This window comes from Burkholderia sp. 22PA0106 (assembly GCF_047497155.1).
In the GTDB taxonomy this organism is placed as follows: Bacteria; Pseudomonadota; Gammaproteobacteria; order Burkholderiales; family Burkholderiaceae; genus Burkholderia.
The window spans coordinates 1545406-1562198 of the sequence record NZ_CP163162.1; the positions used below are offsets into that span (position 1 = coordinate 1545406).

Here is a 16793-nt window from a genome sequence, read left to right on the forward strand (position 1 = left end):
ATGCGGCGGAGAAAGACAGCAGGGCGAGGTAGGGAAATGGCAGAGAACATGATCGAACGGTTGCGCGCGCTGGCGGCGCAGCGAGCCGCGGACACCGCGCTGGTGACGGTCGATGCGCAAGGCGACACGCGCTACGACTACGCGGCGCTCGACCGGCGCGCCACGGCGCTGGCCGTCCTGCTGCGCGAGCGCGGCGCGGGCGGCCAGGCTGCGCGCGTGCTGCTCGCGATGGACAGCGGCATCGACTACGTGGCCGCGTTCTTCGGCTGCCTCTACGCGGGCGCGATCGCGGTGCCTGTCTATCCGCCCGAATCGTTGCGCGGGCAACATCTGGCGCGGCTCGCCGCGATCGCCGCCGATGCCGATGCGGCGTTCGTGGTGACCACCGCCGCGCTGTCGGCCAAGCTCGGCGACGCGTTCGCGCAGATCGCCCCGAACGCCGCGTGCATCGAGATGGATGCGCTCGATCACGGCGCAGTGGATCCGGCCGGCTTCGCGCCGCATCGCGCCGCCCCGTCCGACATCGCGTTCCTGCAGTACACGTCCGGCTCGACCTCCACGCCGAAGGGCGTGATGGTCACGCACGGCAGCCTGTGGGCCAACGAAGTGGCCATCTGCGAAGGGCTCGGCGTGACGGCCGAGGACGTGTTCGTCAGTTGGCTGCCGCTTTATCACGACATGGGCCTGATCGGCACGCTGTCGCAGCCGGTCTACAGCGGGATTGCGCTGGTGCTGATGTCGCCGCAGTTCTTCCTGGAACGGCCGGTGCGCTGGCTGGAGGCGATCGCGCGCCATCGCGGCACGATCTCCGGCGGCCCCGATTTCTCGTATCGGCTGTGCGCCGACCGCGTGGGCGACGAGGCGCGCGCCGCGCTCGATCTGTCGAGCTGGCGGCTCGCGTTCTCCGGTTCCGAGCCGGTGCGCAAGGCCACGCTCGATGCGTTCGTCGAGCGCTTCGCGCCGCAACGGTTCGACGCCGACGCGCTGTTTCCGTGCTACGGGCTGGCCGAGGCGACGCTGTACGTCAGCGGCGTCGGGCGCGGGCGTGGTGCGCGCGCGCCGGGCTTCGATGCCGAGGCGCTCGAACGCGGGCGCGCGGTGGCCGATGCGGCCGGTGTTGCACTCGTGTCGTGCGGCCGGGCTCCGAGCCATCACACGATCGCCATTGTCGATCGCGCCAGCGGCGCGGTGCTGGACGACGGCGGCATCGGCGAGATCCTGGTGCACGGGCCGAGCGTGGCGGCCGGCTACTGGCGGCGCGCCGACGCGACGGCCGCCTCGTTCGTCGAGCGCGACGGCGCGACCTGGCTGCGCACCGGCGATCTCGGTTTCGTGCACGACGGCGAACTGTTCGTGGCCGGGCGCATCAAGGATCTGCTGATCGTGCGTGGCCGCAACCTGTATCCGCAGGATCTCGAACTCGCGATCGAGCGCGACGTGGAACTGGTGCGTCGTGGCCGCGTGGCGGCGTTCGCGGTCGAGGTGAACGGCCAGGAAGGCATTGGCGTCGCGGCTGAAGTGTCGCGCAACATGCAGAAGCTGGCCGCGCCCGAAGCGATCGCCGCCGCGCTGACCGAGGCCGTGGCGCAAGCCTGCGGCGAGCCGGCCGCCGTGGTGGTGCTGCTCAATCCGGGCGGCCTGCCGAAGACGTCGAGCGGCAAGGTGCAGCGCGCCGCGTGCGTGCGTGGCTGGCAGGCGCGTTCGCTCGATGCCTATGCGTATCTCGTGCACGGGCAGCGGGATGATTCCGATGGGCCGGCTGCGGCCGAAGGCGGCGCGGCCTGCTCCGAGCTGGAGCGGGAACTGGCCGCGTTGTGGCGCGAGGCGCTGCCGTCGCTGCCCGCTTCTCCCGATCCGGCCGCGAGCTTCTTCGCGTTCGGCGGCAATTCGCTGGCCGCCGTGCAGGTCGCGGCGGCCGTGCAGGCGCGCTGGGCGATCGACTATTCGGCGCGCGACGTGTTCACCGCGCCGACGCTGCGGGCAGCGGCCGCGCGTATCGACGAGCGTCTCGCGGCCGGCGGCGCACAATCGCTGGCGGCACTGGCCTCGTTCGCTCCGCTCGACGCCGCCGCGCGCCGCGTGGCCGTGGCGTCCGACGCGCAGCGCAGCCTGTGGCTAACCTGGCTGCACGAGCCGTCGAGCGCGGCCTACAACATGAGCGGTGAATTGCGCCTCGACGGCGTGCTCGACGCCACCGCGCTGCAACGCGCGCTCGACGACGTGGTGGCCGCGCACGACGTGCTGCGCGCGCGCTTCGAACTGGGCGACGAGGGCGAGGCGTTGCAGATCGTCGATGCACAGCGCGCGCACGCGCTGCCGCTGACCGCGCTCGATACGCTCGACGCCGGCGCGCAGGCCGCCGCGTTCGAACGCCTGACGCGCGAGGTCGCGCAGGCGCCGTTCGATCTCGAAACCGGGCCGCTGCTGCGCGCGCATCTGGTTCGCACCGCTGACGATTCGCATCGCTTGCTGATCGCGCTGCATCACATCGTGGCCGACGGCTGGTCCGTCAACGTGCTGCTCGATGCATTGGCGCGTGCCTATGCGGCGCGCACGGGCGGGGCGGCGCCGACGCTTGCCCCGGCCTGGCAATACACCGATTACATCGCCTGGGAGCGCGCCGCGCTCGGCGACGACGCGATCGCGCGTCAACTCGATTACTGGCGCAGGCAACTCGCCGCCGACGGCGATCCGGCCGCCGCCGCGCGGCTGTTCCCGCGCGAGCGTGCAACGCCTGGCGCCCAGCGCGGCGTGACGTTTACGCTGCCGCGCGAGACGGCGGCGGCGCTGCGGCGTCTCGCGGCCGAGCGTCATGCCACGCCGTTCATGGCGATGCTGGCCGTGCTGAACGCGGTGCTGCACGAGGCCAGCGGCCGCGACGACATCCGCGTCGGCGCGCCGGTGTCGCGCCGCGCGCGCCCCGAAGCGCATGCGCTGATCGGCTATTTCATCAACGTGCAGGTGCTGCGCACGCGAATCGACCCGGCGCGCGGCTTCGCGGCGCTGGTCGATGGCGCGCGCGAGACGGTGCTGGCCGCGCACGAACATCAGGACGTGCCGTTCGACCGGTTGATGAGTGCGCTGCTGCCGAACCGCGTTACCGGCGACGAAGCGCTGTTCCAGGTCAAGCTGACCGAGCAGCGGCCGTTCGACACGCACGGTTTCGCACCGCTCGGCGCGGAACTGCGCGTGCTGCTCAACGACACGCCGCACTTCGATCTCGCGCTTGATTTCACCGATCGCGGCGATGCGATCGACTGCCTGCTGGCCTATGACGACGCGGTGTTCGACGCCGCCGCCGTGGCTCGCCTGAGCGCGTGCTTCACGGCGTTCGCGGCGAAGCTCGCGGCCGAACCGGACGCGCCGCTGGCCGGCGTGCTGGCCGAGGCAGCGGCGCAGGCCGATGCCGCTGCCGACGGCGGGTTTCTCGCACGATGGACGGCGAGCGTGGCGCGCGATGGCGCGCAGATCGCGCTGGCCGATGGCGAGCGGCGGGTGAGCTACGCCGCGCTCGACGCGGCCGCCGATGCGCTGGCTGCACGGCTCGTCGCGCAGGGGATCGCCCCCGAGGCGCGCGTCGCCGTGCTGGCCGAGCGTTCGGTCGAGCATGTGCTGGCCATGCTGGCCGTGCTGAAGGCCGGCGCGACCTGGCTGCCGCTCGACCCGCGCGCGCCGGCCGCGCGCCTGTCGGCGCAACTGGCCGACAGCGGCGCGGCATTGCTGCTGCATGCGGTGGCCTTGCCGGACGGCCTTGCACTGGCTGCCGCCGTGCCGATGGCGTTGCGTTACGAGGCCGTGCCGCCCGCTACCGTCGCCACTGCGAGCCTGCCGCGTACGCATCAACATCAAGCCGATCGCGCGGCCTACATGATCTACACGTCGGGTTCGACCGGCGAGCCGAAGGGCGTGGTGATCACGCACCGCGCGCTCGGCAACTACGTGGCCGGCATGCTCGCCACGCTCGATGCACAGCCGGCATCGTCGTTCGCGATGGTGTCCACGCCTGCGGCCGACCTCGGCCACACGACGCTGTTCGGCGCGCTGGCCTCGGGCCGCACGCTGCATCTGATCGCGCCCGATCTGGTGTTCCAGCCCGATGCGTTCGCCGCCTACATGGCCGCGCATCGCGTCGGGGTCCTGAAGATCGTGCCGAGCCATCTGGCCGCGTTGCTGTCCGCCGCGCAAGCGGCGCAGGTGCTGCCGGCCGACGCGCTGATCGTCGGCGGCGAGCGCACCCCGGCCGCGCTGCTGGCGCGCGTCGCCGCGCTTGCGCCGCACTGCCGCGTGTTCAATCACTACGGCCCGACCGAAACCACCGTCGGCGTCGCCATGCACGCCTGGCCGGCCGGTGCGCTCGCCGATCGCGACCTGCCGCTCGGCCGCGCGCTGCCCGGCATGCGCCTGCATCTGCTCGATGCGGCCATGAACCCGGTGGCCGACGGCGAGGACGGCGAACTCTACGTCGGCGGCCCCGGCGTGGCGCGCGGCTATCACGGCCGCGCGGGGCTGACGGCCGAACGCTTCGTGCCCGATCCGTTCCTGGCCGGCGAGCGGCTGTACCGCACGGGCGACCTGGCGCGCCTCGGCCCGGACGGCCTGCTCGACTATCGCGGCCGTGCCGACGATCAGGTCAAGGTGCGCGGCTACCGCGTCGAGCCGGCCGAGGTCGAGCGCGCGCTGACGACCCTCGACGGCGTGCGCGGCGCGGCCGTGCTGGCCTATGAAACGCCGGCCGGCACGCGGCTGGCCGCGTTCGTCGCGGGCGGCCCGGAGGCCGCCGCGCTGCGCGAGGCGGCGGCGCGGCTGCTGCCCGATTACATGGTGCCGGCCGAGTCGATCGCGCTCGACGCGCTGCCGCTCAATGCGAACGGCAAGCTCGACCGGGCGGCGCTGCGTGCGCGGCTCGGGGATTGGCTGGCGCAGTCGGTTACGTCAGTCGCTCCGGCTTCGGGCGAATCTCCGGAAGGCTCGTCGGCCGAAGCGGAAGTCCAAGCCGCCGACGCACCGCGCGGCGAAACCGAACAGGCCATCGCGGCGATCTGGGCCGATGTGATCGGCATCGAACTGGCGCGCATCGGCCGCGATTGCAATTTCTTCGAAGTGGGCGGCGATTCGCTGCTTGGGCTGAAGGTCGTCGCGAAGGCGCGCAAGCTCGGCATCACGATCACGCCGAAGCAGTTGTTCCAGCGTCTGACACTGGCGGAACTGGCCGAGAAATCGGCGGCGAAGGCGGCGGTTGCGCCTGCGCCTGCGAAGCTGGCCGACGCGCCGGTTTCCGGTTCGGCATCGGTGGCGGACGCATCGGCCGAGTCGTCGCCGATTCCGAGCCTGCCTGCCGCCGCGCGTTCGCGCTCGCTCGCTTCGTTTGCGCAGCAGCGTTTGTGGTTCCTCTGGCAACTCGCCCCGGCGAGCCGTGCTTATCACGTGTCGGGCGGCCTGTGGTTGACGGGCGAGGTGGACGGCGCGGCGCTGCGCGAGGCGTTTGCGGCGATCGTCGCGCGCCATGCGGTGCTGCGCACGCGCTTCGTCGCCAATGCGGCGGGCGAGGTCGAGGCGCATGTCGATGACACGGTGTCGATCGACTGGCGCGACGCAACCGTGGCGAACGATGTGCTCGAAACCGCCGCGCGCGCGCTGGCCGACGAACCGTTCGATCTGTCGGCCGGCCCGCTGCTGCGCGCCGCGCTGTACCGGAACGCGGGCGAGGGCCGGCATCTGCTGGCCGTGTCGATGCATCACATCGTGTCGGACGGTTGGTCCGTTCAGGTGCTGCTCGAAGAACTGGTGGCGCATTACCGCGCGCGCGTGCTCGGCGAGCCGGCGCAGTTGGCCGCGTTGCCGATCCAGTACGCCGACTACGCCGTGTGGCAGCGCGACTGGCTGGCCGCCGGCGAGCGCGAGCGGCAACTGGCCTACTGGAAGGCGACGCTCGGCGATTCGCATCCGGTGCTGGCGCTGCCGATGGACGGCGTGCGCAACGCACAGGGCGGCTACACGGCCGGGCGTTATGCGCTGAACTTGCCGGCGTCGCTGTCTCAGGCGATCAAGGCCTGTGCGCAGCAGCATTCCGCCACGCCGTTCATGCTGTTGCTGGCCGCGTTCCAGGCGCTGCTGCGCCGTTACACGGGGCAGGACGATATTCGCGTCGGCGTGCCGGTGGCGAACCGCCATCGCGTCGAGACGGCCGGCCTGATCGGCTTCTTCGTCAATACGCAGGTGATGCGTGCGCGCTTCGACGGCGGCGAGACGCTGGGCGATCTGCTCGGCAGCCTGCGCGATGCGACGGCCGGCGCGCAAGCGCACCAGGATCTGCCGTTCGACGTGCTCGTGGATGCGTTGCGCCCCGAGCGCAGCCTGAGCCACAGCCCGCTGTTCCAGGTGATGTTCAATCATCAGCGACGCGACTGGCGCGTGCTGGACGGCTTGCCCGGCCTGTCGATCGAGCCGTGCCGGTTGCCCGCACCGGCCGCGCAGTTCGAATTGATGCTCGATACGCGCGAGGAAGCGGACGGCGCGGTGAGCTTCGAGTTCAGCTATGCGCGGGAGTTGTTCGACGAGGCGACCATTGCGCGGTTCGCCGCCCATTACCGCCGCTGCGTCGAGGCCGTGGTGTCGGGTTTCGCGACGCGTGTGGCCGATCTCGCGCTGACCGACGAGGCCGAGCGCGCGACGCTCGATGCGTGGAGCCGCAATCGTACGCAGTACGACGAGATCGAGCCGGTGTTTCAGGCGTTCGAGCGTCATGCGGCGGCGTATCCCGATGATGAGGCGCTGGTTTTTGGTTCTGACGCACTGACTTATGCAGAACTGAATGATCGCGCGAATCGTCTGGCGCATTGGTTGCGGTCGCGCGGCGTGGGCGCGGAGTCGTGCGTCGGCGTTTCGGCCGAGCGGTCGCTGGAACTGGTGATCGCGCTTTACGCAATCATGAAAGCCGGTGCGGCGTATGTGCCGCTCGATCCGTCTTATCCGGCCGATCGGATTGCCGCGATGATCGACGACAGCGGCATTGCGTTGTTGCTCGCGCAACGTGATGTGACGCTGCCGGTGTGTGACGGAGTCGAACGCGTCGATCTGGAAACGCTGGATCTGTTGGCGGGTTCGTCGCTTCCGGCCACGAATCCGAACGTCAAGCTGCACGGCACGAACCTGGCCTATGTGATCTTCACGTCCGGTTCGACCGGGCGACCGAAGGGCGTCGGTAACAGCCACGACGGTTTGTCGAACCGCCTGATCTGGATGCAGCGCGAATACGGCCTGCAACGCGGCGAAACGGTGTTGCAGAAAACACCGTTCAGCTTCGACGTTTCCGTCTGGGAATTCTTCTGGCCGTTGATGGTGGGCGCACGTCTGGCGATTGCGGCGCCGGGCGCGCATCGCGACCCGGCGGAACTCGCGCAGACGATCATTGCGCATCGCGTCACGACGCTGCATTTCGTGCCGTCGATGCTGCAAGCGTTCATGGCGAGCGACGCGGCGGCTTCCTGCGGCGCGACGCTCAAGCGCATCGTTTGCAGCGGCGAAGCCTTGCCGGCCGACTTGAGCACGCGCACGGCGGCAGTGCTGCCTGGCGTGGCGCTGCACAACCTGTATGGCCCGACCGAAGCGGCCATCGACGTCACGGCGTGGACCTGCATCGACGAAGCCGGCCGCCCGGTGCCGATCGGCCGCCCGATTGCAGCCACGCAAACGTGGGTGCTCGATGCGCGCTTGAATCCGGTGCCGCCCGGTGTGCCCGGCGAGTTGTATCTCGGTGGCGCGGGCCTTGCACGCGGTTATCTGGGTCGTCCCGATTTGACGGCTGACCGCTTCGTGCCCGATCCGTTTGCGGACGCTCCGGGCGCGCGCCTGTATCGCACGGGCGATCTCGCGCGCTGGCGTACCGATGGCGCTATCGATTACCTCGGTCGGATCGACCATCAAGTCAAGATCCGCGGCCTGCGCATCGAGCTTGGTGAAATCGAATCGGCGTTGACCGCCGATGCCGCCGTGCGCGAGGCGGTCGTCATCGCGCACGAAGGCCGTCTCGTCGCTTACGTGACGGGCGACCAACCCGATACGGCCGCCTTGCGTACCGCACTGGGCACCCGCTTGCCCGACTACATGGTGCCGTGGCGCATCCTCGCTTTGGCGGCATTGCCGCTGAACCCGAACGGCAAGGTAGACCGTCGCGCGCTGCCGATACCGGAAGCCGACACGGTGGGCACGACGAACTACGAAGCGCCGCAAGACGGCGTGGAAACCGAACTCGCCGCGATCTGGGCCGCGCTGCTCGGCGTGTCGCGGGTCGGGCGGCACGACGATTTCTTCGAGCTGGGCGGCCATTCGCTGCTGGTCGTGCGCCTGAACGCGCGGATCGGCCTGGACCTCGGCGCGAGCCTGGCGCTTGCCGAGTTGTTCGACGCGCGCACGCTTGCCGCACAGGCCGAGGCCATCGCACGCGGCCGCGACGCGCAGCAGGGCACGGACGCCCTGAACAGCCTCGATCTCTTTATGGACACGCTTTGAACGCATTCATGGACAAGACCACGGCCGCCCGCATCGCCGCCCGCTTCATCGACCTGACGCCCGACAAGCGCCGTCTATTCTGGGAAAAGATGCAGGCGGAAGGCGTGAGCGTCGCGCAGTTCCCGATCCTGCCGCGCTCGCGCGAGACCCACGAGACCCACGAGACCCACGCGGTGCCGGTGTCGTACGCGCAGCGGCGTCAATGGGTGCTCGCGCAACTTTCGCCGGACAGCCGCGCGTATCACGTCTCGGGCGGCCTGTGGCTGACGGGCGAGGTGGATGGCGCGGCGCTGCGCGAGGCGTTCGCGGCGATCGTCGCGCGTCATGCGGTGCTGCGCACGCGCTTCGTTGCGAATGCAGCTGGCGAGGTCGAGGCCTTCGTCGACGAGGCGGCCTCGATCGACTGGCGCGAGGAAACGGTGGCGAGCGATGCGCTCGAAGCGGCCGCGCGCGCGCTGGCCGACGAGCCGTTCGACCTGTCGGCCGGCCCGTTGCTGCGCGCGGCGCTGTATCGGGACGCAGGCGAGGGGCGGCATCTGCTGGCCGTGTCGATGCATCACATCGTGTCCGATGGCTGGTCGGTGCAGGTGCTGCTCGGCGAACTGGTCGCGCATTACCGCGCGCGCGTGCTTGGCGAGCCGGCGCAGTTGGCCGCGTTGCCGATCCAGTACGCCGACTACGCCGCATGGCAGCGCGAGTGGCTAGAAGTGGGCGAGCGCGAGCGGCAACTGGCTTACTGGAAGGCGACGCTCGGCGATTCGCATCCGGTGCTGGCGCTGCCGATGGACGGCCTGCGCAATTCGCACGGCGACTACACGGCCGGGCGCCATGCGCTGGACCTGCCCGCGTCGCTGTCGCAGGCAATCAGGGCCTGCGCGCAGCAGCAGTCGGTCACGCCGTTCGTGCTGCTGCTGGCGGCGTTCCAGGCGCTGCTGCATCGTTACACGGGGCAGGACGACATTCGCGTGGGCGTGCCGGTGGCGAACCGCAACCGCGTCGAGACGGAAAGCCTGATCGGCTTCTTCGTCAACACGCAGGTGATGCGCGCGAGCTTCGACGGCAACGAGACGCTCGGCGATCTGCTCGGCCGCTTGCGCGAGGCGACGGTGGGCGCGCAGGCGCATCAGGAATTGCCGTTCGACGCGCTGGTGGAAGCGCTGCGTCCGGAGCGCAGCCTGAGCCATAGCCCGCTGTTCCAGGTGATGTTCAATCACCAGCGCCGCGACTGGCGCATGCTCGACACGCTGCCGGGCCTGCATATCGAGCCGCATCCGCTGCCGACCACGATGGCGCAGTTCGAGCTGATACTCAACACGCAGGAAGCGGTGGATGGGGCGATCGCGATTGAATGGACCTACGCGCGAGAGTTGTTCGATGCAGCGACGATCGAGCGATTCGCCGCGCATTATCTGCGCTGCGTCGAGGCCATCGCGCAAGGGCCGTTGACGGTGCGGATCGCCGATATCGCGCTGACCGGCGAGGCCGAGCGCGCGACGCTCGATGCGTGGAGCCGGAATCGTACGCAGTACGACAAGATCGAGCCGGTGTTTCATGCGTTCGAGCGTCATGCGGCGGCGTATCCCGATGATGAGGCGCTGGTTTTTGGTTCTGACGCGCTGACGTACGCAGAACTGAATGATCGCGCGAATCGTCTGGCGCATTGGCTGCGGTCGCGCGGCGTGGGTGCGGAGTCGCGCGTTGGCGTTTCGGCCGAGCGGTCGCTGGAACTGGTGATCGCGCTCTACGCGATCATGAAGGCCGGCGCGGCGTATGTGCCACTCGATCCGTCTTATCCGGCCGATCGGATTGCCGCGATGATCGACGACAGCGGCATCGCTTTGTTGCTCGCGCAACGCGATGTGACGCTGCCGGTGTGTGACGGAGTCGAACGCGTCGATCTGGAAACGCTCGATCTGTCGGCGGGTTCGTCGCTTCCGGCCACGAATCCGAACGTCAAGCTGCACGGCACGAACCTGGCCTATGTGATCTTCACGTCCGGCTCGACCGGGCGACCGAAGGGCGTCGGTAACAGCCACGACGGTTTGTCGAACCGCCTGATCTGGATGCAGCGCGAATACGGCCTGCAACGCGGCGAAACGGTGTTGCAGAAAACACCGTTCAGCTTCGACGTTTCCGTCTGGGAATTCTTCTGGCCGTTGATGGTGGGCGCACGTTTGGCGATTGCGGCGCCGGGCGCACATCGCGATCCGGTGGAACTCGCGCAGACGATTGTCGCGCATCGCGTCACGACGCTGCATTTCGTGCCGTCGATGTTGCAAGCGTTCATGGCGAGCGACGCGGCAGCGTCGTGCGGCGTGACGCTCAAGCGCATCGTTTGCAGCGGCGAGGCCTTGCCTGCCGATCTGAGCGCGCGTACGGCGGCGGTGCTTCCGGGTGTGGCGCTGCACAACCTGTATGGCCCGACCGAAGCGGCCATCGACGTCACGGCATGGACCTGCATCGACGAAGCCGGCCGCCCGGTGCCGATCGGCCGCCCGATTGCAGCCACGCAAACGTGGGTGCTCGATGCGCGGTTGAATCCGGTGCCGCCGGGTGTGCCTGGCGAGTTGTATCTCGGTGGCGCGGGCCTTGCGCGCGGTTATCTGGGCCGTCCCGATTTGACGGCTGACCGCTTCGTGCCCGATCCGTTTGCGGACGCTCCGGGCGCGCGCCTGTATCGCACGGGTGATCTCGCGCGCTGGCGTACCGATGGCGCTATCGACTATCTCGGCCGGATCGACCATCAAGTCAAGATCCGCGGCCTGCGCATCGAGCTTGGTGAAATCGAATCGGCGTTGACCGCCGATGCAGCCGTGCGCGAGGCGGTCGTCATCGCGCACGAAGGCCGTCTCGTCGCTTACGTGACGGGCGACCAACCCGATACGGCCGCCTTGCGTACCGCACTGGGCACCCGCTTGCCCGACTACATGGTGCCGTGGCGCATCCTCGCTTTGGAGGCATTGCCGCTGAACCCGAACGGCAAGGTGGACCGTCGCGCGCTGCCGCTGCCGGAAGCCGATACGGAAACCGCCGCGAACTACGAAGCGCCGCAAGACGGCGCGGAAGCCGAACTCGCCGCGATCTGGTCCGCGTTGCTGCGCGGCGCGCGCGTCGGCCGGCGCGATGATTTCTTCGAACTGGGCGGCGATTCGATCCTGGCCTTGCAGATCGTCGCGCGCTCCCGGCAAGCCGGCTACGTGCTGAGCGCGCGTCAAATCTTCGAGCAAGCGACGATCGCCGAACTCGCGGCCGTCGCGCTGCCGGTGGATGGCCGCGACGCGGATGCGCAACGCGCCGCTGCCGACGAGGCCGAGGAAGCCGCCGCCATGGCCGACGGCGCGCCGGTCGCGCTGATGCCGGTGCAGGCATGGTTCCTCGCGCAGCCGCTGGCGAACCGGAGTCACTGGAATCAATCGGTGCTGCTGCATCTCGACACCGCGCCCGATGCGGCGCGTCTCGACCAGGCCTTGCACGCCGTGGCGGCGGCGCATCCGGCGCTGCGTCTGCGCTTCGCGCACGATGCCGCCGCGAACGCATGGCGGCAGCGGATCGGCGGGCTCGACGCCGCGCCGCTCGTCGCGACGCAAACCGGCGTCGCGCCGCACGCCATCGACGCCGCCTGCGACGCGATCCAAAGCACGCTCGACATCGAACACGGCCCGCTGCTGCGCGCGCTCGTGCTGGGCGTCAGCGACGGAAGCTGGCGCATCGCGATCGCGATCCACCATCTGGCCGTCGATACCGTGTCGTGGCGCATTCTGCTTGGCGACCTGCATCGGGCGTACCGTCAACTCGGTGCGGGCGAGCCGGTGGCGCTGCCTGCGCCGACGCTGTCGTACCCCGGCTTCGCGCGGCGCGTGCATGACGCGGCCCGCCGTGCCGACGTGGCGGCGAGCCTCGATGACTGGCTCGCGATCGGCGCGGTCGATGCGGCGTTGCCTGCAAGCGCGGTCGGCGTGCCGGTCGCTCCTGGCGTCCCGCGTACGGCGTCCATTGCGGGCGGCGCAGTCGATGCGGCGGTGCCTGCAAGCGTGGTCGGCGTGCCGGTCGCTCCTGACGTCCCGCGTACGGCGTCCATTGCGGGCGGCGCAGTCGATGCGGCGGTGCCTGCAAGCGCGGTCGGCGTGCCTGCCGCTCCTGGCGTCCCGCGTACGGCGTCCATTGCGATCGGCGCGGTCGATGCGGCGTTGCCCGCAGTCGGCACTGGCGCTTCTGCCACGCCCGCCGTCCCGCACACCGCCTCCATCACGCTCGACGCCGACACCACGCGCCGCCTGCAACAGCCGGCCTGCGCCGCCTATCGCACCCAACTGGCCGACCTGCTGCTGGTGGCGACGGGCCGCGCGCTGTGCGCGTTCGCGGGGCGCGAGGCGTTGCGCATCGACGTGGAAGGCCACGGCCGCGACGCGCCGGTGGGCGAGGCCGACCTGAGCCGCACGGTCGGCTGGTTCACGAGCATTCATCCGCTGGCGCTCGCGCCGGCCGGCGAGATCGGCGCGGCGATCAAGCGCGTCAAGGAAGCGCGCCGCAACCTGCCGCACGGCGGGGCCAGCTTCGGCATGTTGCGCTACGCGGGCGACGCCGAGGCGCGCGCCGCGCTGGCTGCCGTCGGTGCGGCCGACGTGCTGTTCAACTACCTGGGCCAGTTCGATGGTGCGTTGACGAGCGCTGGCGATGGCGGCGATGCCTGGCGTCTCGCCGCCGAGCGTGGCGGCCGGGCCGTCGGCGCGGGCAACGCTCCGAGCCACGCGCTCGACATCGCCGCGCAGATCCGCGACGGCGCGTTGTCGATCGCGCTGCGCCATCCGGGCGGCGACCGCTTCGACGCGGCTGCGCTCGATGCGCTGGCCGCCAGCCTGCATGCCGAACTGCTGGCCGTGCTCGCGCACTGCACGAGCGGCGCGGCCGGGCTGACACCGTCCGACGTGCCGCTCGCAGCCATCGACCAGGCGCGTCTCGACGCGCTGCCGGTGGCGGCGGCCGAGCTGGCCGACCTGTATCCGCTCGCGCCGATGCAGGCCGGCATCGTGTTCCACAGCCTGCTCGGCGCGCAGCAGCATGCGTATGTGAATCAATTGCGCGTCGATGCCGACGGCCTCGACCCCGCGCGTTTCGAAGCGGCCTGGGCGGCGGTCGCGCAGCGTCACGAGATGTTGCGCACCGGCGTGCTGGCGTTCGACGACCAGCCGCGCCAATGGGTGGCGCGCAGCGTGGCCACGCCGTTCGCGGCGCTGGACCTGCGCGGCGAGGCAAGCGGTTCGTCCGCGGCGCTGGCCGACCGCCTCGACCGCTTCAGCGCCGACGATCTCGCGCGCGGCTTCGATCTGGCCGTGCCGCCGCTCTGGCGCGTCACGCTGCTGCGCACCGGAGATACCCGTCATCACGTGGTCTGGACCTTCCATCACGTGCTGCTCGACGGCTGGAGCGCCGCGCAGTTGTTGGCCGAGGTATTGGCGATCTACGGCGGCGCAGCGGCGGCATTGACCGATGCGCCGCCGCGCTACCGCCGCTTCGTCGGCTGGCTGGCCGCGCAGCCGCGCGAGGCCGGCGACGCCTGGTGGCAGGCGCAAACGGCCCGCCTCGACGGCCCGAGCCTGCTGACCCACGCGCTGCCCGCGCCAGTGGCCGCGCTTGCGGCCGACCGGGCGCTCGCGGCGCGCCACGGCATCGTGCACTTGCGTTGCGATGCGCCGCGCACCGCGCGCCTCGCCGCGTTCGCCCGCGCCCAGCGCGCCACACTGAGTGCGCTGGTGCAGGCCGCCTGGCTGGTGCTGCTGCAACGTTATACGGGGCAGCGCACCGTGACGTTCGGCGCGACCGTGGCCGGGCGTCCCGATTCGCTGCCGGGCGCGGATCGCATGCTCGGCCTGTTCATCAACACGATTCCGGTGATCGGCACGCCCGCGCCGTCGATGCGCGTGGGCGACTGGCTTGCCGCCGTGCAGCGCGACGGCGTGGCCGCGCGCGAGCACGAGCACCTGCCGCTGGCCGATATCCAGCGCCGCGCCGGCATCGAGGGCGGCCAGCCGATGTTCGACACGCTGCTGGTGTTCGAGAACTATCCGGTCGACGCGATCCTCGACGACGCCTCGCCGCACGGCCTGCGCTTCTCGGGGTTGCGCAACGAGGATCGCACCAGCTATCCGCTGACGCTGTCGGTCACGCAGGGCCGCGCCGCGCACGCGGCCGCGCCGGGCGAGGCGGGCGCGTCGGGTGATAAGGCCCAGGGCGACGCCGGGCAGCTCGATATCGAATTCGCCTATGCCGGCGACCTGTTCACGCAGGCGCAGATCGAACGGCTGGCCGCGCAGTTCGGCGCGCTGCTCGACGCGTTCGCCGCCGATGCCGCCGCGCCGCTCGGCGCGCTCGACCCGCTGCCGCGCGCCGAACGCGCGCAACTGGCGGCCTGGGGGCAGGGCGCGGACGCACCCGCATTGCCGCCCGTGCACCGGCGCATCGCGGCGCAGGCCGCGCGCCGGCCCGACGCCACGGCGCTGGTGCACGACGGCGAAACGCTCGATTACGGCACGCTCGAGGCGCGCGCCAACCGCATCGCGCATGCGTTGCGCGCGGCCGGCGTCGGCCCCGACGTGCGGGTGGGGATCGCCATCGAGCGTTCGCTCGGCATGATCGTGGCGATCCTCGGCGTGCTGAAGGCCGGCGGCGCCTACGTGCCGCTCGATCCGTCGTACCCGGCCGAGCGGCTCGCGATGATGATCGAGGACAGCGGCATCGCGCTGGCGCTGACCGAACACGCCGGTGCGGACGATCGCGGCCGGCTGCCGGTGCCCGCGCTCGACATCGCCGCGCTGGCCGCCGAAACCAGCGGCCATCCGGCCGGCGCGCCGGCCTGCGAGGTGCGGGGCGAGCATCTGGCCTACCTGATCTACACGTCCGGCTCGACCGGGCGGCCGAAGGGCGTCGGCATCACGCACGACGCGCTGGCACGGCATACCGAGGTGTCGATCGACATGTTCGGCATCGGCGAGACCGATCGCGTGCTGCAGTTCTCGACGTTCAATTTCGACGGCTTCGTCGAGCAGGTGTTTCCGGCGCTGGCGTCCGGCGCGGCGCTGATCGTGCGCGGGCCGGAGCTGTGGAGTACCGGCCGTTTCGTCGACGAGGTGGCGCGCGAGCGGATCACCGTGGCCGACCTGACCACCGCCTACTGGAACGCGCTCGCGCAGGATTTCGCGGCGCGGCCCGAGGCGCGGCAGGCGCTGGCGACGCTGCGCTGCGTGCATGCCGGCGGCGAGGCGATGCCGGCCGACGGCGTGCGCGCCTGGCGCGCGGCCGGGCTGACCGGCGTGACGCTGGCCAACACCTACGGGCCGAGCGAGGCGACCGTCACCGCCACGCGTTTCGATTGCGGCGCGCTGCTGCGCGATGCGGGCCGCGACGTGCCCGCGCAGATCCCGCTCGGCGGCCCGCTGCCGGGCCGCACGCTGGCCGTGCTCGATGCGCACGGCAACCTCGCGCCGCTCGGCGCGGCGGGCGAGCTGTGCATCGGCGGGCCGCTGCTGGCGCGCGGCTATCACGACCGCCCGGGCCTGACGGCCGAGCGCTTCGTGGCCGACCCGTTCGCGGCCACGCCCGGCGCGCGGCTCTATCGCACCGGGGACATCGTGCGCTGGCACGACGACGGGTCGCTCGCTTATCTGGGCCGCGCCGATCATCAGGTCAAGATTCGCGGCTTCCGGATCGAACTGGGCGAGATCGAATCGGTGCTGTTGCAGGATGCGCGCGTGCGCGAGGCGGCGGTGATCACGCGTGACGGCCCGGGCGGGCTGCGCGTGCTGGCCTATGTCTCACCGGCCGCTGGCGTGGAGTTGGCGGGATCGGCGCTGCGCGCCTCGTTGGCGGGGCGCTTGCCCGACTACATGGTGCCGGCCGCCGTGGTGGTGCTCGACGCGCTGCCGCTGAATCCGAACGGCAAGATCGATCGTCGTGCGCTGCCCGAGCCGGCCGCGCAGGCGGCGGACGGCGACGAGGCGTGGCCGGTGGGCGAGACCGAGACGGCGCTGGCCGGCATCTGGTCGACGCTGCTGGGCGTCACGCCGGTGCGGCGCACCGATCGTTTCTTCGAGCTGGGCGGCCATTCGCTGGCGGCCATGCAGGCGCAGTCGGCGATCCGCGCCAAGCTCGGCGCGGAGGTGGCGCTGGTCGATCTGATGCGCAACCCGCCGCTGGCCGCGCTGGCCGAATCGATCGACGCGCTGCGCGCTCCCGCATCCAGCGACGCCGACATCGCCGCCGAGCTGAACGACATCCTCGCGGGCTTGTGA

2 protein-coding genes are annotated in these 16793 nt (G+C 70.8%); both read left to right on the forward strand.

Annotation, left to right across the window (positions count from 1 at the left end):
- The first annotated feature begins 36 nt into the window (after nucleotides 1-36).
- The gene (locus tag AB4850_RS06695) at nucleotides 37-8508 is read left to right on the forward strand and encodes an amino acid adenylation domain-containing protein (RefSeq protein ID WP_414441821.1); all 8472 of its coding nucleotides are present in this window, start codon (nucleotides 37-39) and stop codon (nucleotides 8506-8508) included.
- An 8-nt stretch (nucleotides 8509-8516) separates the two neighbouring features.
- Nucleotides 8517-16793 (forward strand): amino acid adenylation domain-containing protein, encoded by an 8277-nt coding sequence (locus AB4850_RS06700; protein WP_414441822.1) that lies wholly within the window; start codon nucleotides 8517-8519, stop codon nucleotides 16791-16793.

Bases quoted from the DNA above. Each gene is read 5' to 3' on its own strand.
- AB4850_RS06695 (WP_414441821.1), top strand. From the start codon at position 37: ATGGCAGAGAACATGATCGAACGGTTGCGCGCGCTGGCGGCGCAGCGA.
- AB4850_RS06700 (WP_414441822.1), top strand. From the start codon at position 8,517: ATGGACAAGACCACGGCCGCCCGCATCGCCGCCCGCTTCATCGACCTG.